Origin of the sequence: Aeromonas jandaei, from assembly GCF_037890695.1 — a bacterium.
Taxonomy (GTDB): Bacteria; Pseudomonadota; Gammaproteobacteria; order Enterobacterales; family Aeromonadaceae; genus Aeromonas; species Aeromonas jandaei.
Genome location: NZ_CP149571.1, coordinates 4,520,290 through 4,542,056, shown reverse-complemented (window position 1 = coordinate 4,542,056; position 21,767 = coordinate 4,520,290). Strand labels below are relative to the sequence as shown.

Below are 21,767 nucleotides of genomic sequence, written 5' to 3'. Positions count from 1 at the left end.
TTTCATTGCCGCTGGCGGGAATTACTCCCCCAGCAGGGTGTGCCAGACGGCGAGCACATGGCTGCGCTCACTCTGCAGCTGATCGTCGCTCACCTTGCGGGAGATCTCCGAGAGGTTGAGGCGATGGCCGAGGTTGCGGATCTCCAGATAGGCCTGTTTTAGCCCCTCCGCCTGCTCCAGCGTCAGCACCCCCGCCATGACGCACTCATCGAAGATGCGCACGTTATCGGACCAGCGGGTGAGGGCATCGGGCTCGCCGCAGGCGTGGGCCAGCACCAGATACTGGGCGATAAACTCGATATCCACCATGCCGCCGGGTGACTGCTTGAGGTCGAAATCGCCGGCACCGGCTTTGAGCAGGTGATCCCGCATCTTGTGGCGCATCTCGCGCACCTCGCGGGCCAGGGTCGGCAGATCCCGCTCCCTGGCCAGCACAGCGCGGCGGATGCGGGCAAACTCGGCAACGATGGCATCATCGCCATAGATGGGGCGAGCCCGCACCAGCGCCTGATGTTCCCAGGTTCACGCCTCGTTTTGCTGGTACTGCTCGTAGGCCGACAGCGACGAGACCAGCAGGCCGGAGTCACCGGAGGGGCGCAGCCGCATATCGATCTCGTAGAGGATGCCGGAGGGAGTGCGGGTGCTGAACAGGTGCAGGATCCGCTGTGCCAGACGCAGGTAGAACTGGCGGCTGTCGATGGGTTTGCGCCCATCGGTGTAGCTGTTGGGGTCACCGCCGTGCAGGAACACCAGATCGAGATCCGAGCCGTAACCGAGCTCGATGCCGCCCAGCTTGCCATAGGCCACCACCGCAAAGCCGCGCTGGCCGCTGGTTGCCACCTCGGGCGGCACCCCGTAGCGCTCGCTCATCTGGGCCCATGCCTGATTGACCACCTCCTCGGTGATCGCCTCCGCCAGCCAGGTGAGGTGGTCGCTCACCTTCATCAGCGGCAGGGCGCCGGCGATGTCGGCCGCCACGATGCGCAGCAGCTGCACCTGCTTGAACTGGCGCAGCGCTTCCATCTGCTGCTCCACATCCTCTTCGGGGATGCGCAGCAGGAACTGGCGTAGCTGGGGCTTGTACTGATCGAGCGGGGTGGGGTGGTAGAGGTGCTGGGGATCGAGCAGTTCGTCCAGCAGGATGGGGTAGCGGGCCAGCTGCTCGCTCACCAGATGGCTGGCATCGCACAACCGCACCAGCTGACGCAGGGCGCCCGGGTTCTCCGCCAGCAGTTGCAGATAGGCGCTGCGGGTGAAGATGCGGGTCAGCAGCTCGCATACCCGCTCGAACAGGCGGGCGGGTTGCTCACTGGCGACCACCAGCCGCAGCAGCTCCGGCATCAGCCAGTCCAGCGCGATGCGCCCCTGCGGCCCCACCTGACGGCGCTTGTACTCCTCCTTGAAACGTAGCAGGGCGGTGCAGAGCGGGGCGGGTTCGGCCACCCCCTGCGCGGTCAGCAGTTTTTCCAGCTCGGCGGCGTCGAGCTCGGTGCGCCACAGATCGAGCCAGAGCTGCTCCAGATGGGCGGGTGCCTCTTTCTCTTCCCCCACCACGGCGGCGAACTCCTGATGGACTGCGGCCATCTCCTCATCCAGATGAGCCATAAAGGCGCCCCAGTCGGCAAAACCGAGAGCGGCGATCAGCCGCTGGCGATCCCGCTCCTCGGTGGGCAGGGTCTGAGTCTGCTGATCGCCGATCTCCTGCAATATGTTCTCGACCCGACGCAGAAAGCGATAAGCCGCCAGCAGGCGATCGCAATGGGCAGATTCGAGGGCGCCACATTGGGCGATGGCGGCCAGCGCTTCGGGCAGGTGGCGCACCCGCAGCGCCGGTTCACGACCGCCGCGAATGAGTTGCAGCGCCTGGGCGATAAACTCCACTTCGCGAATACCGCCAGCCCCCAGCTTGATGTTGCCCTCCAGTCCCTTGCGGCGTACCTCGGCGGCGATCATCGCCTTCATCTGGCGCAGGCCGTCGATGACGCCGAAGTCGATATAGCGGCGAAACACGAAGGGGCGCAGCATCTCGGCCAGCTCGACCGCGTGCTCGCTCTGGGGCCCCAGTACCCGCGCCTTGACCATGGCGTAGCGCTCCCAGTTGCGACCGTGGTGCTGGTAGTAATCCTCCATGGCGGCAAAGGAGATGGCGAGCGGCCCCGCATCGCCAAAGGGGCGTAAGCGCATATCAACCCGGAACACCTGACCATCCTGGGTGGGCTGGTGGAGGGCGTTGATGATGCGCTGGCCCAGCTTGATAAAGAACTGCTGGTTGGCGAGTTCGCGCCGCCCGCCAACCGTGTAGCCGTTTTCGGGGAAGGTGAAGACAAGGTCAATATCCGAGGAGAAGTTGAGCTCGCCACCGCCGAGCTTGCCCATGCCGAGGATCAGCAGCGGTTGCGGGTTGCCATTGCCATCCATCGGGGTGCCCAGCTCGCCGCACTGTTTGGCGTAGAGCCAGTCGCGGGCAGAGCAGATGAGGGCATCCGCCAGCTTGGTGAGGTGGATAAAGCTCTCTTCCACCGCCGCATGGCCCAGCAGCTCGCGCCAGGCGATCACCAGCATGCGGCTGCGGCGGAACTGGCGCAGGATACGCTTGAGGGCCTCTTCATCGCTTACTTCGGCGAGCAGGGAGGTGAGGTCACTCTGGTAGGCGGGCCACCGCTCGGAGCGCTCCAGATCTCCGGAGGCGAGCAGTTCGGTCAGCAACTCCGGCTGTTTGAAGAGAGAGTCGGCGACAAAATCGGAGAGGCCGAGCAGGGTCAGCAGGGTCTGGCGCACCGGCTCGGGCTGGTTGCCATAGTCGGGGGCCAGTTCAGTCAGCCGTTGCCACTGGCGCTGGGCCAGATCCTGCAGCAGGGGGGAGAAGGCGGAGAAAGAGGGAGAGTGCTGGGCCACGGTTGCCGTCCTTGTGATTAACGAAACTGCCGGATTAAAAGCTGGCTGCCAATCTAGCACTGTCAGGCCCCCGCGTCACAGCGCAAGGGTGAGAAGCATGATCCGGCAAGAAAAATGGGCTGCTGGTGGTGATATGAAAAAAGGCCCCGCAGGGCCTTTCTGTCTATTCACTGTGGTCACGCCAGCTTGAAGGACTGGATCTGGCCATCCAGCTCCTGGCTGTGCTGCTCCACCAGTACCGAGGCCTCCTGCAGTTCGCGCAGCACCACGACGGAGCCTTCGGCGATCTGCTTGACCTGCTCCAGATTGCCGCGCATCTCCTCGGCCACCGAGCTCTGCTGATCGGAAGCGGCGGCGATGTGGCGGTTCATGTCGGCCACGCCCTGTACCCGCTCCACTATGGTGGCGAGCTGATCGCCCGCCTGGGTCACCTGGGCAACCCCCTTGTCGGCCTGTTGCACGCTCTGGGCCATCAGCTCGCCAGCCTGACGGGCATTGCCCTGCAACTGCTCGATCATCTTCTGGATCTCGACGGTGGCGGCCTGGGCGCGGTTGGCCAGCTCGCGCACTTCGGAGGCCACCACGGCAAAGCCGCGACCCGCTTCACCGGCGCGGGCGGCCTCGATGGCGGCGTTGAGCGCCAGCAGGTTGGTCTGCTCCGAGATGCCGCGAATGGTGTCGACTACCGAGCCGATTCGCTCGACCCCGTGCTCCACCTCGTTGACCACGTTGGCGGAGCGCTGGATGTTGCCGGAGAGGGTGTCGATGGTATTGACGGTCTCGGCCACGCAGCGGCTCCCCGCTTCGGCCAGCTGGCTGGTCTCGGCAGTGGCCTGGGAGGCCTGATCGGCGTGAGAAGCCACCTCGCGAATGGCGCCGACCATCTGGCTCATGGCGCTGGCCAGCTGCTCAATCTGGGCGAACTCTTCGCTGATCGCCTCGTTGGCCTCCTCCATGCAGAGGGTCACCTGGGAGGCGATGTCGTTGAGCTCCTTGCAGGCGGCGCGCTGGCTGCCAAAGACCGCTTTCAGATTCTCCTGCGAGTGGGAGACAGCCTTGGCGATGTCACCGAACTCGTCGCGGGAGCGGAGCAACACCTTGTGGCTGAGATCCCGCTTGGCGAAACGCTCCAGCAGATCCACCAGATAGTGCACCTGCTTGACCATCAGACGGGAGCCGGTCATCAGCAGGATCACGAACAGCAGCCCCATGATGGTGGTCTCCATCAGGCCGCTCCAGAGCAGGCGGTCGGCAATGGTGTTGGCTTTCTCCGGATCCAGCCCCTCGGTGAGCAGGGTGGCCTCCAGATTGTTGGCATCAAACCAGAGTTTGGTCAGTAGCAAAATGGTACTGATCACCATCAGCAACACCACTTTCGGCACCAGCCGAATGTTGCTCATCCGCTTCTCCAGCAGGTTCAACTGCATCGTAAAATCTCCTTTGAAAATCGCTTTTTCCTTTGCCCTCAAGGCTATCGGCATTATCTTCTCTTTTATTAATTTGCACTGTGTTTAAAGTTGGAAAATGTATGCGGCATCACTTAACTCACTTGCGGGCGATGGATTTGCTGATGGCATTTCTGTCGATAGTCTCGGTGTTACTGGTAACAGCCCGCTGGTGGGGCCATCAGACACTGACCCCCCAGACCCTGCAGCTCTTCTATGACCTCGACAGTCTGATCTGCTACTTCTTCATCGCCCACTTCGCCTATGGCTGGCTCAGGGCGCCCGATCGCAAGGCCTTTTTCATGGCCAACTGGATCTATCTGCCGGGCAGCTTGCCGATGGTGGAGCAGCTGCGCTGGGCCCGTCTGCTCCAGCTGTGGCGGGTCTATCAACTGTTTAAGGAGCACCCGGATCTCTGGTTCATGTTCCGCCGCGAGCGCAACGAGACCACCCTCTCCGGCATTCTGTTCCTCTTCTTCCTGCTGCTGGGGGTGGGCTCCGGCGTCATGTACTGGATTGAGTCGGGCCAGCCCGGCAGCCAGATTGAGACACCCTACGATGCGTTCTGGTGGACGCTGGTGACCCTGTCGACCGTGGGCTATGGCGATCTGGTGCCCAAAACCGAGGAGGGGCGCTTTGTCGCCAGCCTGTTGATCCTGTTCGGGGTTGGCCTGTTTGGTGCCATCAGCGGTTTCATGGCCAGCATCTTTTTGCAGCCGGCCAAGGAGAGCGAAACCGACAAGTGGCGTCACCACTACAACAACCAGCAGGAGCAGCTGCTGCGCGAGTTGCGGGCGCTGCGCGACGAGGTGCGCGAGCTCAAGAAGAAGTAAGGTTGTCGCACGGGAGCGCAAGTTGCGAGCCAGCTCCCAGCTATCGGTTGTGACAGAGCGGGGGAGGTGCTTTTTCTTTGCTTGTCCTTTAACCTGCTGGCGGCTTAACATTCAACCTCTTGTCCAAACCTGAAAAAGAGAATCGATCAACCATGCGCGCCCTTCTCGGGATTCTTATCTGCTTGTGTGCCCAACAGGCACTGGCCGATACCCGTTATGTTTCAGACAACATCTTTACCTTTATCCACAATGGTCCGGGTACCCAGTACCGGATCCTCGGTAGCGTCAAGGCTGGTGAACCGCTGGAGGTGAAGGCGGTGAACGGCGAGGCCGGTTTCACTCAGGTGGTGGACGGTCGCGGCCGTGATGGATGGATCAAAAGCAGCGAACTGCAGAGCCAGATCAGCCTGCGCGAGCAGCTGCCGCAGGTAGAAAAGGAGCGTGATGAGCTCAAGGCCCGCCTGCAAAACCTCAACGGCGACAACGAGAAACGCTTCGCCGAGAAGGATGGCCAGATCGCTGCCCAGAGCAAGGAGATTGCCGCCCTCAAGGCCCAGCTGGCCAGCCAGGGTGAAGAGATGAACAATCTCAAAGAGCAGAATGATGCCCTGACCCAGAGCTACGACAACCAGGAGCACGACATGCAGATGGACTGGTTCATCCGTGGTGGTGCCATGGTTGGTGCCGGTATCCTGCTTGGCATTCTGTTGCCCATGCTGCCCCGCCGTCGCAGCCGTGGCGATCGCTGGATGAACTGACAGCCTCTGGCTGACTGAATGGATGAGAAGGGTCGCCGTGGCGGCCCTTCTTTTTTTGGGCGCATTGGGGACATCCGCTATTGGGCGGGATGCGTGGCTGCTTTGCGACAGGGCGGGCGGTGGCAGATCGTATACAAAATGAAGTCAGATGACCCTCATGTTTATTGGCGGGCTGGCTTCAAAAGGGAATGAATAGGGTGAATTAGTGATTTTTGTTAAAGATTGGCAACAAATTCATTTCATATAGGGGAGGATATTGTATACATTGTCGGCGTTTCGGCGGCGCGACCGCCTTTGTCGATATCAGCCTTAGGGCGTACAGGAAGACCCCATATGTTCAAAGCTACTCAAGTGCTTGCCGCTGACTATATCCCCTCCGATCTGGCCGCCCTGCGCGAAGCCATCACCCAGAACTACGTGGTGGATGAAAATGCCTATCTGGCCGAACTGTCGGCCATGCTGCCGGGGGATGGCGCCTCGCTGGAGCAGGTGACCCAGCGTGCCCGTACTCTGGTGACCAAGGTGCGCAAGGAGAGCGGCTCCGGTGACGGTATCGACGCCTTCCTGCAGGAGTACAGCCTGGATACCCAGGAGGGGATCATCCTGATGTGTCTGGCCGAGGCGCTGCTGCGGATTCCCGATGCCGAGACCGCCGACGCCCTGATCAAGGACAAGCTCTCCGGCGCCAACTGGTCATCTCATTTCCGCAAGAGTGATTCCACCCTGGTCAACGCCTCCACCTGGGGGCTGATGCTGACCGGCAAGATCATCAAGCTGGACAAGAAGCTCGACGGCAACCCGGCCAACCTGCTGGGGCGCATGGTCAACAAGCTGGGCGAGCCGGTGGTGCGCTCCGCCATGTACGCCGCCATGAAGATCATGGGCAAGCAGTTCGTACTGGGGCGCGACATGAAAGAGGCGCTCAAGGCGAGCCGTAAATCCCGCGAGCTGGGTTATACCCACACCTACGACATGCTGGGTGAATCGGCACTGACCATGCAGGATGCCGACAAGTATCTGACCGATTACCGCAACGCCATCGAGGCGGTGGGCAACGAACGCATCAGCGACGGCGGCCCGGCTCCCTCCATCTCCATCAAGCTTTCGGCGCTCCATCCGCGCTATGACGTGGCCAACCGCGAGCGGGTGCTCGGCGAGATGTGCGAGCGGCTGGTGGGGCTGGTACGTCTGGCCCGCGACAAGGATGTGGCCATCAGCATCGATGCCGAGGAGATGGACCGCCTCGAGCTGTCGCTGGACTTGTTCGAACAGCTCTACCGCTCCGATGCCAACCGTGGCTGGGGCAAGCTCGGCATGGTGGTACAGGCCTACTCCAAGCGCGCGCTGCCGGTACTCTGCTGGCTCACCGCGCTGGCCCGCGAGCAGGGTGACCTCATTCCGGTGCGACTGGTAAAAGGCGCCTACTGGGACAGCGAACTGAAATATGCACAGCAGGCGGGCCTGCCCGGCTATCCGCTCTTTACCCGCAAGGCGGGCACCGATATCTCCTACCTCGCCTGCGCCCGTTACCTGCTGAGCGAGCCGACCCGCGGCTTTATCGCTCCCCAGTTCGCCACCCACAACGCCAATACCGTGGTCAGCATTCTGGAGATGGCCGGTGATCGCCAGTTTGAATTCCAGCGCCTGCACGGCATGGGCGAGGAGCTGCACAACGCGGTGCTGAGCGACAATCCCGGCCTGCACTGCCGCATCTACGCGCCGGTCGGCGCCCACAAGGACTTGCTGCCCTATCTGGTGCGCCGCCTGCTGGAGAACGGGGCCAACACCTCCTTCGTTCACAAGCTGGTGGATCCCAATACCCCGGTGGACTCGCTGGCCGAGCATCCGCTGCGCACCCTCAAGCGCTACTCCGGCTTTGCCAACGACCGCATTCCGCAGCCGGTGAACCTCTTCAGCGACCGCAAGAACTCCAGCGGCGTCAACATGAACATCCTCTCCATCCAGCGCCCCTTCTTCGCCCGCTTGAAAGAGCTGGAGAGCAAGCAGTGGCTGGCAGGCCCCATCGTCGATGGCGAGACCCTCAAGCGCAGCGAGGCACGCACCGTGCTGAGCCCGCAGGATGTGAGCCTCACCGTCGGCAAGATCCACTGGGCCGACGAGCAGGCGGTGGAGCAGGCCTTGGCATCTGCCCACGCTGCCTTCCCGCGCTGGCGTGAAACCCCGGTGAGCGAGCGTGCCGCCGCGCTGGAGAAGCTGGCGGATCTGCTGGAAGCGAACCGCGAGCAGTTTGTCTCCCTCTGTACCCGCGAGGCGGGCAAGCTGCTGCAAGATGGCATCGACGAGGTGCGTGAAGCGGTCGATTTCTGCCGCTACTACGCGGTGCAGGCGCGCGGCCTGATGGGGCAGGCGACCCTGCTGCCCGGTTACACCGGCGAGCAGAACGAGCTGTTCCTGCAGGGGCGTGGGGTGTTTGTCTGCATCAGCCCGTGGAACTTCCCGCTGGCGATCTTCCTCGGCCAAATCGCCGCTGCGCTGGCCACCGGCAACACCGTCATCGCCAAACCTGCCGAGCAGACCGGCCTTATCGCCCATCTGGCGGTGACGCTGGCCCATCAGGCCGGTATTCCGGGCGACGTGCTGCAACTGCTGCCCGGTGACGGCGCCACCGTCGGCGCCAAGTTGACAGCGGATCCGCGCATCGGCGGCGTCTGCTTCACCGGCTCCACCGAGACCGCCAAGCTCATCAACATGACTCTGGCCCAGCGCGATGGCGCCATCCTGCCGCTCATCGCCGAGACCGGCGGCCAGAACGCCATGATCGTCGATTCCACCGCCCTGCCGGAGCAGGTGGTGCGCGACGTGGTGAGCGCCGCCTTCCAGAGCGCCGGTCAGCGCTGCTCGGCCCTGCGGGTGCTCTATCTGCAGGAGGAGATCGCCGAGCGGGTGCTGGAGATCCTCACCGGCGCCATGCAGGAGCTGAAAGTGGGCAACCCGGCTGAGCACAACACCGACGTAGGCCCGGTCATCGACGCCGATGCCAAGGCCGGTCTCGATGCGCACCTCGCCTACATGATGCCCCGCGCTCGCCTGATTGCCCAGGCGCCGATGCCGGCCGCGACCATGGAAGGGCACTTTGTCCAGCCGACCGCGCTGGAGATCGGCTCCATCCGCGAGCTGGCCAAGGAGCAGTTCGGCCCCATCCTGCACGTGGTGCGCTACGCCACCCGGGATCTGGACAAGGTGATCAGCGACATCAACGGCACCGGCTACGGCCTGACGCTCGGGATCCACAGCCGCAATGAATCCCACGCCGAGGAGCTGGCGAGCCGCATCAACGTGGGCAACGTCTACATCAACCGCAACCAGATCGGCGCCATGGTCGGGGTGCAGCCGTTCGGCGGCCAGGGGCTTTCCGGCACCGGCCCCAAGGCGGGTGGCCCGCACTACCTGAGCCGTTTTGTTACCGAGAAGACCCGCACCATCAACACCACGGCGGTGGGCGGCAACGCCTCCCTGCTGGCGATGGGCGATGCCTGATCGGCGCAGCGAGAGAACGACTGACAGCAGGCCGCCTTCGGGCGGCCTCTTTGTTGATGTGCTCCTCTTGCTCGCCGGTTTTGGCCCCGGCGGGGCGAAGATCGGAGGCGATTTTGTTGTGGCGGCGGGGTCGTCAGTGGCGCTTGCCAGTCGTAAGATGGGGCCCATTCGCGCTATTTTGCCCTTATTGCAGCCTGCGGTGACCGTGGCGTTGTTTAATCTGACTTAACGAGAGTGTTTATCCGATGTCATTAACTGAACAAGCCCGCTGGTTTGTCGTGGCGGGTGACCATCAAATCCTGCTCGATGAGGCGGGTCAGGTGCCCAGCGGCGTGAAGGCGTGCCTGCCCGCAGCGCTGGCCGGTGCCCGTTTCGAGCGTTTTGATGAGTGGCAGGGGCTACCCTGCTATCTGCTGGATCTGGGTGATGAGGCCGACACGAGCGCCATGAGTCCGCTACGCCAGCTGATGGTGGCGGGGGACGAGGAGGGCTTTCGCCTCGCGGGCCGAGCCTGGCAGCTCGCCACTTTCCGCCGCACCCACCGTTTTTGCGGCGAGTGCGGCGCCCCCATGACCCCGAAGGCGGGGGAGTGGGCGCAGGTGTGCCAGCAGGGGCACAGCGTCTATCCGCGCATCTCCCCCTGCATCATAGTGGCGGTGCGCAAGGGGCCGGAGATCCTGCTGGCGGCCCATCGCCGTCACTATCAGGCGGATGATCCCATGTATACCGTGCTGGCCGGCTTCGTGGAGGCGGGGGAGAACCTCGAGCAGTGCGTGGCACGGGAGGTGTTCGAGGAGAGCGGCATCCGGGTGCGCAATGTGCGCTATGTGGCGAGTCAGCCCTGGCCCTTCCCCCACAGCCTGATGATGGGCTTTACCGCCGACTACGAGAGCGGCGAGATCAGGGTACAGGATGACGAACTGGTGGCTGCCGCTTTCTTTGCCGCCGACCGGCTGCCGCGCTTGCCGCCCCACGGCACCATTGCCCGGCGGCTGATCGAGTTGTCACTGGCTGGCGAGGGGTAACGGCGCTTATCTTTTCGCCAACCTTTTTGCACTTCTTTATAAAAACGGGGCGCTCTGGTTTGCGCCCCTTCACATCTTTGCAACCGATCACCCATTTGCCACGTTTTGGGCAGTCCGCTTGACTGGGCAAAGTGGTATTATGACCGCCATTTTATGCGTGATATGAATTCAGGAACTGGGATGAAAGAGCTGAAGAACGATCGATACCTGCGCGCTTTGCTGCGTCAGGATGTAGACATGACGCCGGTATGGATGATGCGCCAGGCAGGGCGCTATCTGCCGGAATACAAGGCGACTCGCGCCCAGGCGGGGGATTTCATGTCCCTGTGCCGCAATGCCGAGCTGGCCTGTGAAGTCACCCTGCAGCCGCTGCGCCGCTACCCGCTCGATGCCGCCATCCTCTTCTCCGACATCCTCACCGTGCCCGATGCCATGGGGCTGGGTCTCTACTTCGAGCAGGGTGAAGGCCCGCGCTTCGAGCGCCCGATCACCTCCATGGCCGACGTGCAGGCGCTGCCCATTCCGGATCCGGAAGATGAGCTGGGCTACGTGATGAACGCAGTGCGCACCATCCGCCGCGAGCTGAAGGGCGAAGTGCCGCTCATCGGCTTCTCCGGCAGCCCATGGACCCTGGCCACCTACATGGTGGAGGGGGGCAGCTCCAAGGCGTTCACCAAGATCAAGCAGATGATGTACGCAGAGCCCATGACCCTGCACCTGCTGCTCGACAAGCTGGCCGACAGCGTAATTAGCTATCTCAACGCCCAGATCAAGGCGGGTGCCCAGGCTGTCATGGTGTTCGACACCTGGGGCGGCGTGCTCACCCCGCGCGATTACCGCGACTTCTCCCTGCAGTACATGCACAAGATTGTCGATGGTCTGATCCGCGAGCACGACGGTCGCCGCGTGCCGGTCACCCTGTTTACCAAGAACGGCGGCCAGTGGCTGGAGCAGATCGCCGCCACCGGTTGCGATGCGCTGGGTCTGGACTGGACCACCGACATCGCCGACGCCAAGCGTCGGGTCGGCGACAAGGTGGCGCTGCAGGGCAACATGGATCCCTCCATGCTCTACGCCACTCCGGCTCGCATCCGTGAAGAGGTCGCCTCCATTCTGGCCGGTTTCGGTCACGGCAATGGCCACGTCTTCAACCTCGGCCACGGCATCCATCAGGATGTGAACCCGGAACACGCTGGCGTGTTCGTCAACGCGGTACACGAGCTCTCCGCCCAGTACCACGGCCGCTAAGGCCGGGGCGAGAGAAGAAGAGTTTGTTTGATATTCGGGGCCGCAAGGCCCCGTTTTACATTAAAAAATGGCGCCGCGACGACGAGCGCGTGGCGGCCGTGCAGGAGGCAAGATGAGCAGCAAGTCACTGGATTGGGGTATCGATCTTGGCGGTACCAAGTGTGAATGCGTGGTGCTGGATGGCGACGAGGTGCTGCTGCGCCACCGCATCCCCACCGAGCGTGCCGGCGGTTATGACCACATGATCGGCCAGATCGCCAGGCTGGTAGCTGAGTGCGCCGAGAAGATTGGCCAGCGCCCGACCGTCATCGGCATGGGCACGCCGGGGGCGCGGGATCCGCAGACCGGCCTGATGAAAAACTGCAACACCACCGAGCTCAACGGCAAGCCGTTCAAGGAGGATCTGGAGCGCCGGCTCGGCGTGCCGGTGCTGATCGCCAACGATGCCAACTGCTTCGCACTGGCAGAAACCCATCTGGGTGCGGTGCGCCAGCACCATCCCGATGCGAAAGTGGTGTTCGGCATCATCATGGGCACCGGGGTCGGCTCCGGCATCGTCATCAACGGCCGCATTCTCAACGGTCATCACGGCATTGCCGGTGAGTGGGGCCACAACGTGCTCTCCCCCGACGGCCCCGAGTGCTACTGTGGCAAGCACGGCTGCGTCGAGACCCTGATCAGCGGCCCGGCGCTGGAGGCATGGTACGAGGCCAAGGCCAAACGTCGCCTCTCGCTGGCGCAAATCGCGGCTGCCACCGCCCACGATCACATCGCCAAGCTCACCATCGATCGGCTGCATCTGCTGTTTGGCCAGGCGCTGGCCAACGTGGTCAACATTCTCGACCCGGATGTTATTGTCATCGGCGGCGGGGTCGGCAACGTGCAGAGCCTCTACAGCGTGGGACGGCAGACTATTTTGCCCTTCCTCTTTAATCCCCGTTTCAGTGCCCCCATTATTGCTCCAGCCCTTGGTGACAGTGCCGGGGTGTTCGGGGCGGCACTGCTGGCCCGCGGTGAATTCAAGGATGCCCTGCTGTCGTGAGCCGGGCCCGGGCAGCCGGCCGGCTGCTCTTTTCTATAGCCCATGCGCTAACAAATCTGTGGTAAGGAACTGGCTGCCAGATGATCAAGATTGCCATCAACGGTTACGGACGGATCGGCCGCAATGTACTGCGTGCCCTCTACGAGAGCGGGCGCGACAAGACCATCAAGATCGTCGCCATCAACGAGCTGGCGGCTCCCGAAGCCATGGTACACCTGACCCGCTTCGATACCAGCCACGGCCGTTTTCACTATCCGGTGCAGCTGGCTGGCAACAGCATGCTGGTGGGGGAGGATCTCATCTCCCTGTTTGCCGAGCGGGATCCGTCGAACTTGCCGTGGCGTGCGCTGGGGGTGGATGTGGTGCTGGATTGCACCGGGGTATTCGGCTCGCGGGCCGATGCCGAGCTGCATCTGGCGGCGGGGGCGGGCAAGGTACTGTTCTCTCATCCGGCCGAAGCGGATGTGGACGCAACCATCGTCTACGGGGTCAATCATCAGGTGCTGACAGGGCGCGAGCGGATCGTCTCCAACGCCTCCTGTACCACCAACTGCGTGGTGCCGGTGATTGAAACATTGCATCGAGAATTCGAGATAAATTGTGGTACTATTACGACAATTCATTCGGCCATGCACGATCAGCAAGTCATCGATGCCTACCACAGTGACTTGCGCCGAACCCGCGCAGCCAGTCAGTCCATCATTCCGGTGGATACCAAGCTGGCAAAGGGGCTAGAGCGTATCCTGCCCCACTTCGCCGGCAAGTTCGAGGCGATCGCGGTGCGGGTGCCGACCATCAATGTAACAGCGATGGATCTGAGTATTACTGTTCGTAAAAAAGTGACAGTTAGTGACGTAAATCAAGCCCTGCAACGGGCATCCAGAGGTACATTACACGGTATTCTGGATTACACGGAAGAACCGCTGGTCTCCGTAGACTTCAATCATGATGCGCACTCATGCATCATTGATGGTACCCAGACCCGAGTGAGCGATGCCAACCTCGTCAAGATGTTGATGTGGTGCGATAACGAATGGGGCTTCGCAAACCGGATGCTGGATACCACCCGGGCCATGATGGTTGCAGGCTGAGCCTGCCCCGGGCGAAAGGTTACTGTTTTTAACATTACCTGGAAAATATAGAGGACTGAATATGTCTGTTATCAAGATGACTGACCTGGATCTGGCGGGCAAACGCGTTCTGATCCGTGCTGACCTGAACGTGCCGGTAAAAGACGGCAAGGTCACCTCCGATGCACGTATCGTCGCTACCCTGCCGACCATCAAGCTGGCTCTGGAAAAGGGCGCCAAGCTGATGATCACCTCCCACCTGGGTCGTCCGACCGAAGGCGAGTACAACGAAGAGTTCTCTCTGCTGCCGGTTGTCAACTATCTGAAAGACGCTCTGTCCTGCCCGGTTCGCCTGGCCAAGGATTACCTGGATGGCGTAGAAGTCGCTGCCGGTGAGCTGGTTGTGCTGGAAAACTGCCGTTTCAACAAAGGCGAGAAGAAGAACACCGAAGAGCTGGCCAAAAAATACGCCGCCCTGTGTGACGTCTTTGTAATGGACGCGTTCGGTACTGCTCACCGCGCCGAAGGCTCCACCTACGGTGTTGCCCAGTTCGCTCCGGTCGCTTGTGCCGGCCCGCTGCTGGCGGGTGAACTGGAAGCGCTGGGCAAAGCCATGCTGAAGCCCGAGCGCCCGATGGTTGCCATCGTTGGCGGCTCCAAGGTCTCCACCAAGCTGACCGTTCTGGAATCCCTCTCCAAAATCGCTGACCAGCTGGTTGTCGGTGGTGGCATCGCCAACACCTTCATCGCTGCTGCCGGTCACAACGTCGGCAAGTCCCTGTGCGAGCACGACCTGATCGACACTGCCAAGAAACTGGCTGCCGAGACCAACATTCCTGTGACCACCGACGTGGTTGTAGGCGCCGAGTTCTCCGAGTCCACTCCGGCCACCATCAAGTCTGTTAACGATGTGACCGACGGCGACATGATCTTCGACATCGGCCCGGATTCTGCCAAGGCTCTGGCTGACATCATCATGAACGCCAAGACCATTCTGTGGAACGGCCCGGTTGGTGTGTTCGAGTTCGACCAGTTCGCTGAAGGCACCAAGGTTATCGCTGAAGCCATCGCTGCTTCTCCGGCCTTCTCCATCGCTGGCGGTGGCGACACCCTGGCTGCCATCGACAAGTTCGGCATCGCTGACAAAGTCTCCTACATCTCCACTGGCGGCGGCGCCTTCCTGGAGTTCGTAGAAGGCAAGGTTCTGCCGGCTGTTGAGATTCTGGAACAGCGCGCCAAAGCCTAATTGACCCGGAACGGGGGGCAAAAGCCTCCCGTTTCGTTTATCATGTGCCCGCTGTGCCGGTTCATGATGAACCCCCCATTTTTTATTAACGGCATACGAGACAGGACGATTAAACATGTCTAAGAAAATTTTCGACTTCGTAAAACCCGGCGTGATCACTGGTGATGACGTTCAGAAAGTGTTCGCCATCGCTAAAGAGAACGGCTTCGCTCTGCCGGCTGTAAACTGCGTTGGTACCGACTCCGTGAACGCCGTACTGGAAGCTGCCGCCAAGGTTAAAGCGCCGGTTATCGTTCAGTTCTCCAACGGTGGTGCCGTGTTCACCGCCGGTAAGGGTCTGAAGCTGGAAGGTCAGAAAGCTGCCATCTTGGGTGCCATCTCCGGTGCCAAGCACGTTCACGCTGTTGCCGAAGCCTACGGCGTGCCGGTAATCCTGCACACCGACCACGCTGCCAAGAAGCTGCTGCCGTGGATCGACGGTCTGCTGGAAGCGGGCGAGAAGCACTTTGCTGAAACCGGCAAGCCGCTGTTCTCCTCCCACATGCTGGATCTGTCCGAAGAGTCTCTGGAAGAGAACATCGACATCTGCTGCGAGTACCTGACTCGCATGGCCAAGATGAACATGACTCTGGAGCTGGAACTGGGTTGCACCGGTGGCGAAGAAGACGGCGTCGACAACAGCCACATGGATCAGTCCGCTCTGTACACCCAGCCGGAAGATGTTGCCTACGCTTACGAGCGTCTGTCCAAGATCAGCCCGCGTTTCACCATCGCTGCCTCCTTCGGCAACGTACACGGTGTATACAAGCCGGGTAACGTCAAACTGACCCCGTCCATCCTGGACGCTTCCCAGAAGTACGTTTCCGAGAAGTTCGGCATCCCGGCCAAGTCTCTGGACTTCGTATTCCACGGTGGTTCAGGTTCCACTCTGGAAGAGATCCGCGAGTCCATCTCCTACGGCGTAGTGAAGATGAACATCGACACCGACACCCAGTGGGCTACCTGGGAAGGTCTGCTGCACTTCTACAAGAAGAACGAAGCTTACCTGCAAGGCCAGCTGGGCAACCCGGAAGGTGCCGACAAGCCGAACAAGAAGTACTACGACCCGCGCGTATGGCTGCGTGAAGGTCAGACTTCCATGATCAAGCGTCTGGAGCAGGCTTTCTCCGACCTGAACGCCATCGACGTACTGTAATTCGTTACAGCACCTTGATTGCATGAAAAGGCGCCCTTCGGGGCGCCTTTTGCATTTCTGTGATCCGCACCGGTTGGTGAGTGGAGGAGGAACTGGGTATTATCGAAATAACTTTGCTTATTTTATTAAACAATTTGCAACCAAGGCAGGATGCTGAGTATGCAGGCAGGAAAGCACAACGGATATCAGGAGCACGTCGCCTCCTACTACGCGGCCACCCGCAACGACTCGCAACAGTGGCCCGAGCTGGAGGGGGAGCACAAGGCTGACGTCTGCATTATCGGCGGCGGTTTTACCGGCCTCAACACCGCCATCAACTTGGCTGATGCGGGCTACAAGGTGGTGCTGCTGGAGGCCAACCGCATCGGTTGGGGCGCCTCCGGGCGCAACGGTGGTCAGCTTATTCGCGGTATCGGCCACGATACCAGCCAGTTCGCCCGCTGGATTGGTGAGGATGGGGTGCGCGAACTCGACCTGATGGGGCTGGAGGCGGTGCAGCTGGTACGCGAGCGGGTCGAGCGTTTCAATATCGAGTGTGACCTCACTTGGGGTTACTGCGACCTCGCGACCCGTCAGCGTCATCTGGCCGGCTTTGAGGAGGATCTCGACCATCTGGCGAGTCTGGGCTATGAGCACGAACTCAAACTGGTGCCGCGGGAAGATATCCATACAGTGGTGGGGTCGGATCGCTATATCGGCGGCCTCATCGACATGGGTTCCGGCCATCTCCATCCCCTAAATCTGGCGCTCGGCGAGGCGCGCGCCGCAGCCAGCCTCGGGGTTTCCCTGTTTGAACACTCCAGAGTGACCCATATCGATTACGGCAAGCAGGTGGAGGTGACCACCGCCCACGGCCGGGTCACTGCCGACTATCTGGTGATCGGCTGCAACGCCTACCTCAATGACCTCAATCCGGAGCTGGGAGGACGGGTGCTGCCGGCCGGTTCTTACATCCTCGCCACCGAGGTGCTGGATCGCCGCTTGCGCCAGCGCTTGCTGCCGCAAAACATGGCGGTGTGCGATCAGAACGTGGCGCTCGACTACTACCGCCTCTCCGCCGACGGTCGTCTGCTGTTTGGCGGGGCCTGCAACTACTCGGGAAGGGATCCCCGCGACATCAAGGCCTTTATGTTGCCCAAGATGCTGCGGGTCTTCCCCGAGCTGGCTGGTACCGCCATCGAGTTTCAGTGGGGCGGGATGATCGGGATTGGTGCCAACCGGCTGCCGCAGATTGGCCGTCTCAAGGATCATCCCAATGTGCTCTACGCCCAGGCCTACTCGGGGCATGGTCTCAATGCCACCCATATGGCGGGCAAGCTGGTAGCCGAGGCGATCCGCGGCGAGAGCCGGGGTTTCGATCTCTTCGCCAGCGTGCCCCATATCACCTTCCCGGGAGGCCCGGCGCTGCGCTCTCCGCTGCTGGCGCTGGGGATGCTGTGGCACCGTTTCAAGGATATCTTCTGAGCCACTGGCGGGACACTGTGCCCCGCCAGCCCTTGTTTATAGCGGCACTGCACTAGCGCCCAGCCTGATAGACCAAAAAATGCGTTAGCGCCAATCCCTTCCGGTTGGCGCTATCTTTTAGGTGTGAGAGTGATGCCGGGCCAGGTGAACAAGAGCGGGTTAGCTGGCCGAAAAAGATGTGAAGGAGGGCCAAGATGGAGATAAATGTGGTCGCGTCGGGCGGGCCCAGCCCGCTGGTGCAACGGCAGGGATCTTCTATCGCGCAGCCATTGGCGAGGACGACGCTGTCGTCATCAGCTGGCAGTGACAGCCGGATGTTGCGCGATCTTGGCTCTGTGCTGGACAGTCTCGGACTGTCGTCGAAAGGAGAAGGGGGTGGCGGCAGCCATATGTCAATCAAGGACTCGCTGGAGGCGTTTATCAATACCATGATGGGAGCCCTGCAACAGCAGCAGGAGCAACAGCTGGCGTTGCAGCAACAACAGCGGCAAGAACAGGAACAACGAAAGATTGCGCTCGCCGACAACAGCGAGAGCCCGCTGAAACGGGATCTGGCGCGTCTGCTGGAGACGCTGGATCAACAAGACGGGAAGGACAAAGAGAGCCGCCAGGGGGGGCAAAACGACGCGATTGACCCCTTGCAGAGCCAGCTGACCAAGCTGCTGGAGAGCAGCGGTGCGGCAGATAGCGGGATCACCCTCAAGGATGTGCTGTCGGGGTTGGCCAGCAAGCTGCCGGGTGAACCCGCAGACCAAAAAGGGTATCGGGTCGATACCCAGGTCTGAGCTGGTCAACCACGGCAGAGCTGCCGTTGCCTAGCTTGCAGAGAGTAAGGGGCCGGCAGCCCTTTATTGCGCCGGTTCAGCCAGTCGCCACCCCTGTTCGCCCTTCATCATCCACACCTCTGCCTCTTGCGGCAGTACCTGACCCGCTTCGAACTCGCCATATTTGCGCTCGAGCTCCATCAGTCCCATCTCCTGCTGGAAGGGGCCGACACGGTCATAAATCAGATCTTCGTCGTGCAGCACCTGCAGCTGATCCAGTCCCTGCTTGAAGTGGAGCTGGTAGCTCACCTTGACCAGATAGACTCCCTCCATCCGCTCCTCCTTGCCAAGGATGGTGAAGTCGCTGATATCGAACAGGTTGGCATCCGTTTCGGCCAGCAACTTGGCGGTAACCTGCTGGCGGATAACATCTTCTCCGGGCCCTGCACTACAACCAAACAGCCAGAGGGCCAGCAGGGGGATGAACCACTTTTTCATCAAAACTCCGAACAGGTGCAAAAAGAGCAAAACGGGAGGGCAGATTGTGCCACGCGAACGGGCGGTGGCAAACCTCGGCTCACGGTTCCAGTGCGCATTCCAGCACGATGGCCTCGGCCCGATAGCCGGCCAGCTCGCGACGATAGCACTCGGTGAACCCTCTGCGCTGCCAAAAAGAGAGTGCGGATTCATTGCTGGCAATGACCGACAGACGAAGTCGGGTGGCTCCCCATGAGCGCGCCAGCGAGCAGGCGTGGCGATAGAGCTCCTGCCCCCGGCCAGCCCCTTGCCAGGGTTCCCCCACCAGCAACAGCCCCAGATAGGCGGTGGTCAGGTCGGGATAACCGCGCAGCAGATCGATGACGGCGGTTAGCTCCCCCTCTTCCCAGCGACCGATGAGATGCTTGGCAGAGAGCGGCAGGCCGGGTGGGCAGGCTACCAGCTCCTCTTCTGCGGCGTGTGCGGAGAGGGGCTCATCGCTCACTGCCGCCTGATAGGCAGGGGCCAGTTCCAGCAGCCGCTGCAAGGCCGGCGCATCGCTTGGCTGCAATCGGCGCAGCTCACTTGGCATGGCTGACCCTGTCGAGGTGAGCGAGGAACTCCGCCGGCCCCATAAAGCCGGTGACCCGCTGGCCTGTCAGCTCCTTGCCCTCGCGGTCGAAGAAGATGAGGGTCGGCAGCCCCAGCACATTGAGGGTGTTGAGCAGCTCGACATCGGCATCGTCGTTGGCGGTGACATCCGCCTGCAGCAGCACCATCTGACCGAAACGCTCGCGCACTGCGGCGTCGCTGAAGGTCTTGTGTTCGAACTCCTTGCAGGCGACGCACCAGTCGGCATAGAGGTCGAGCAGCACAGGCTTGCCGCGGGCGGCAGCCAGCTGCACCTTGAGGTCAGCCAGGGTCTTGATGCGGACAAACTGCGGGGCGCTCTGGTTGGTGCCCGTCGTGACCGCGCCGGTAGCGGGCGGTTGCAGCAGATCCTTGCCCACCACCACGGCGCTGATCATCGCCAGCAGCAGCACGAAGCCGCGCAGGCTCTTGGCCACCGAATGGGGCTGGTGCTGGTTGTGGTGATAGAGATAGCCACACAGCAGCAGCCCCCAGCCAAGCCAGGCGAGGGGGGTGATCTGATCGCTCCAGAGCCGTGACAGCAGCAGGATCGGCACCGCCAGCAACGCGAAGCCAAACAGCTGCTTGATCACATCCATCCAGGCGCCCGCCTTGGGCAGCAGCTTGCCGCCCGAGGTGCCCAGCAGCAGCAGCGGCAGCCCCATCCCGAGCGAGAGGGCATAGAGCGCCGCAGCACCGAGCCAGAGATCGCCGCTCTGGGCCACATAGATAAGGGCTCCTGAAAGCGGCGCCGTGGTGCAGGGGGAGCAGACCAGCCCGGAGATCATTCCCATGATGGCGACCCCGGCGACCGAGCCGCCCTGCTGGCGGTTGGAGAGGCCGGAGAGTCGGGTTTGCAAGCTGCTCGGCAACTGCAGGGTGTAGAGCCCGAACATGGAGAGGGCCAGCAGCACGAACATCAGCGAGAGGCCGATCAGCACATAGGGGTGTTGCAGCGCAGCCTGGAACTTCAGCCCTGCCGAGGCGACCACCAGTCCGAGCAGGGTGTAGGTCACCGCCATCCCCTGCACATAGACCATGGAGAGCATGAAGGCGCGGCCGGTGGAGAGGCGATGGCCGGCACCGGCGATGATGCCGGTCAGAATGGGGTACATGGGGAAGACGCAGGGGGTAAAGGCAAGTCCCAGCCCCAGTGCGAAGAAGGCGGCGACACTGAGCCAGAAGCCCTGGCTGCCGAGGGCGGCGGCCAGCTGATCCTGCTGACTGAGTGACGGGTTGGCCGCCTGCGGGTTATCCGCGCCAGACGCGGCGAGCGGGGCAACCTCGATCAGCTTGTCGGTCGGCGGGTAGCAGAGACCATCGGTACAGCCCTGATAGGTGAGGCGCAGGGTAGCGTGCTCGCCCACCTCTCGCAGTGGCACGGCTATGGTCACCTGTTGGTAGTAGACCCGGGTCTTGCCGAAGAAGTCATCCTCATGCTCGCTCCCCTCCGGCAGCGCCGGGTCGCTGAAGGTGAGGTTGGTTCCCTTGAAGCGCAGGCTGTGGCGATAGAGGTAGTAGTCGTCAGCGATGTGGAGGGTCAGCAGCAGCTGATCACCCCGCTGTTCGCTCTCGAGACGAAACGCCTCATCCACCTTGAGGAACGTCGGTTTGGCGTTCGCCGCAAGGCCGAGGGAGCCGAGAATATCGGTGCCGCTGGCCCGGGCTGGCGCGAGTCCGGCCGTGGCCAGCGTCAGCAGCACCAGCAGGAGGGGGAACAGGCGACTGCGCATCATGGTGTCTCCTCCTTGAGCCAGTCGAGGTAGGCGGGCAGGCCGGCGCTCACCGGCAGGGCCAGCAGCTCGGGCACCTCATAGGGGTGATGGGCCAGAATGCACGCCTGCAGTTCGGCAAAGAGCGGCTGGCGGGATTTGATGACGAGCTGGATCTCGGTTGCCCGCTCAACCTTGCCCTGCCAGCGGTAGACGGAGGTGACCCCCGGCAGCTGATTGATGCAGGCGGCCAGCTGGCGGTTCAGCAGCTGTTCGCAGAGGAGGTCGGCACTGGTTTGGTCGGGGCAGGTGCAGAGCACCACAATGGCATCGGTCATAACGGAGAAGTTCGCCTCGATGAATAAGCTGGCGGGACACCCTTTTGCTGCAGAAATATCCCGAAAATCAGCGGCTACTATACCCCAGAGCCGGAGCAAATAGCATCTGGCGCCATTTGTGAGCGAG

General features: G+C 61.9%; 16 protein-coding genes and 1 pseudogene. 11 read left to right on the top strand and 6 right to left on the bottom strand.

Annotation, left to right across the window (positions count from 1 at the left end; genetic code table 11):
- Positions 1-21 precede the first annotated feature (21 nt).
- Together glnE and WE862_RS21315 are read right to left on the bottom strand one after the other, a co-directional pair.
- Positions 22-2,895: pseudogene (gene glnE / locus WE862_RS21320) on the bottom strand (bifunctional [glutamate--ammonia ligase]-adenylyl-L-tyrosine phosphorylase/[glutamate--ammonia-ligase] adenylyltransferase).
- Positions 2,896-3,071: 176 nt separating this feature from the next.
- Positions 3,072-4,322 (bottom strand): methyl-accepting chemotaxis protein, encoded by a 1,251-nt coding sequence (locus WE862_RS21315; protein WP_042029681.1) that lies wholly within the window; start codon positions 4,320-4,322, stop codon positions 3,072-3,074.
- A gap of 32 nt (positions 4,323-4,354) precedes the next feature.
- Here WE862_RS21315 and WE862_RS21310 point away from each other — a divergent pair, with 32 nt between their 5' ends.
- From WE862_RS21310 to WE862_RS21260, 11 genes are all read left to right on the top strand, one after another.
- Positions 4,355-5,173, top strand: coding sequence for a potassium channel family protein (locus WE862_RS21310; protein WP_339058679.1), 819 nt, complete (start codon positions 4,355-4,357; stop codon positions 5,171-5,173).
- Between the two features lie 152 nt (positions 5,174-5,325).
- Positions 5,326-5,931 (top strand): TIGR04211 family SH3 domain-containing protein, encoded by a 606-nt coding sequence (locus WE862_RS21305; RefSeq protein ID WP_042029683.1) that lies wholly within the window; start codon positions 5,326-5,328, stop codon positions 5,929-5,931.
- Positions 5,932-6,264: 333 nt separating this feature from the next.
- Positions 6,265-9,429 (top strand): bifunctional proline dehydrogenase/L-glutamate gamma-semialdehyde dehydrogenase PutA, encoded by a 3,165-nt coding sequence (gene putA / locus WE862_RS21300; RefSeq protein ID WP_042029684.1) that lies wholly within the window; start codon positions 6,265-6,267, stop codon positions 9,427-9,429.
- A gap of 245 nt (positions 9,430-9,674) precedes the next feature.
- Positions 9,675-10,454 (top strand): NAD(+) diphosphatase, encoded by a 780-nt coding sequence (gene nudC, locus WE862_RS21295; RefSeq protein WP_042029687.1) that lies wholly within the window; start codon positions 9,675-9,677, stop codon positions 10,452-10,454.
- A 180-nt stretch (positions 10,455-10,634) separates the two neighbouring features.
- Positions 10,635-11,702, top strand: coding sequence for a uroporphyrinogen decarboxylase (hemE, locus tag WE862_RS21290; RefSeq protein WP_042029688.1), 1,068 nt, complete (start codon positions 10,635-10,637; stop codon positions 11,700-11,702).
- 112 nt (positions 11,703-11,814) lie between these two features.
- Positions 11,815-12,744 (top strand): ROK family protein, encoded by a 930-nt coding sequence (locus WE862_RS21285; RefSeq protein ID WP_042029689.1) that lies wholly within the window; start codon positions 11,815-11,817, stop codon positions 12,742-12,744.
- An 80-nt stretch (positions 12,745-12,824) separates the two neighbouring features.
- Positions 12,825-13,835 (top strand): erythrose-4-phosphate dehydrogenase, encoded by a 1,011-nt coding sequence (gene epd, locus WE862_RS21280; protein ID WP_042029692.1) that lies wholly within the window; start codon positions 12,825-12,827, stop codon positions 13,833-13,835.
- A gap of 61 nt (positions 13,836-13,896) precedes the next feature.
- A complete protein-coding gene (locus tag WE862_RS21275; RefSeq protein WP_041210638.1) occupies positions 13,897-15,060 on the top strand; it encodes a phosphoglycerate kinase in 1,164 nt (387 codons plus the stop codon).
- A 115-nt stretch (positions 15,061-15,175) separates the two neighbouring features.
- The gene (fbaA, locus tag WE862_RS21270; protein WP_042029694.1) at positions 15,176-16,255 is read left to right on the top strand and encodes a class II fructose-bisphosphate aldolase; all 1,080 of its coding nucleotides are present in this window, start codon (positions 15,176-15,178) and stop codon (positions 16,253-16,255) included.
- A 159-nt stretch (positions 16,256-16,414) separates the two neighbouring features.
- A complete protein-coding gene (locus WE862_RS21265; RefSeq protein WP_156128643.1) occupies positions 16,415-17,719 on the top strand; it encodes an NAD(P)/FAD-dependent oxidoreductase in 1,305 nt (434 codons plus the stop codon).
- A 194-nt stretch (positions 17,720-17,913) separates the two neighbouring features.
- Positions 17,914-18,504: a hypothetical protein gene (locus WE862_RS21260; RefSeq protein ID WP_042029697.1), complete on the top strand. Its 591-nt coding sequence runs from the start codon at positions 17,914-17,916 to the stop codon at positions 18,502-18,504.
- Between the two features lie 63 nt (positions 18,505-18,567).
- Here WE862_RS21260 and WE862_RS21255 read toward each other — a convergent pair whose 3' ends face one another.
- From WE862_RS21255 to cutA, 4 genes are all read right to left on the bottom strand, one after another.
- Positions 18,568-18,981 carry a hypothetical protein gene (locus tag WE862_RS21255; RefSeq protein ID WP_042029699.1) on the bottom strand — a complete coding sequence of 138 codons (414 nt, stop codon included), beginning with the start codon at positions 18,979-18,981 and terminating at the stop codon, positions 18,568-18,570.
- Positions 18,982-19,060: 79 nt separating this feature from the next.
- Positions 19,061-19,552 carry a GNAT family N-acetyltransferase gene (locus WE862_RS21250; protein ID WP_042029700.1) on the bottom strand — a complete coding sequence of 164 codons (492 nt, stop codon included), beginning with the start codon at positions 19,550-19,552 and terminating at the stop codon, positions 19,061-19,063.
- Entirely contained in the window at positions 19,542-21,326 is a 1,785-nt protein-coding gene (locus WE862_RS21245) for a protein-disulfide reductase DsbD (protein ID WP_042029701.1), read from the bottom strand. Before WE862_RS21245 ends, WE862_RS21250 begins: the two co-directional genes overlap by 11 nt.
- Positions 21,323-21,640 carry a divalent-cation tolerance protein CutA gene (gene cutA, locus WE862_RS21240; RefSeq protein ID WP_042029703.1) on the bottom strand — a complete coding sequence of 106 codons (318 nt, stop codon included), beginning with the start codon at positions 21,638-21,640 and terminating at the stop codon, positions 21,323-21,325. The genes WE862_RS21245 and cutA overlap by 4 nt, the downstream gene beginning before the upstream one ends.
- Between the last annotated feature and the right edge of the window lie 127 nt (positions 21,641-21,767).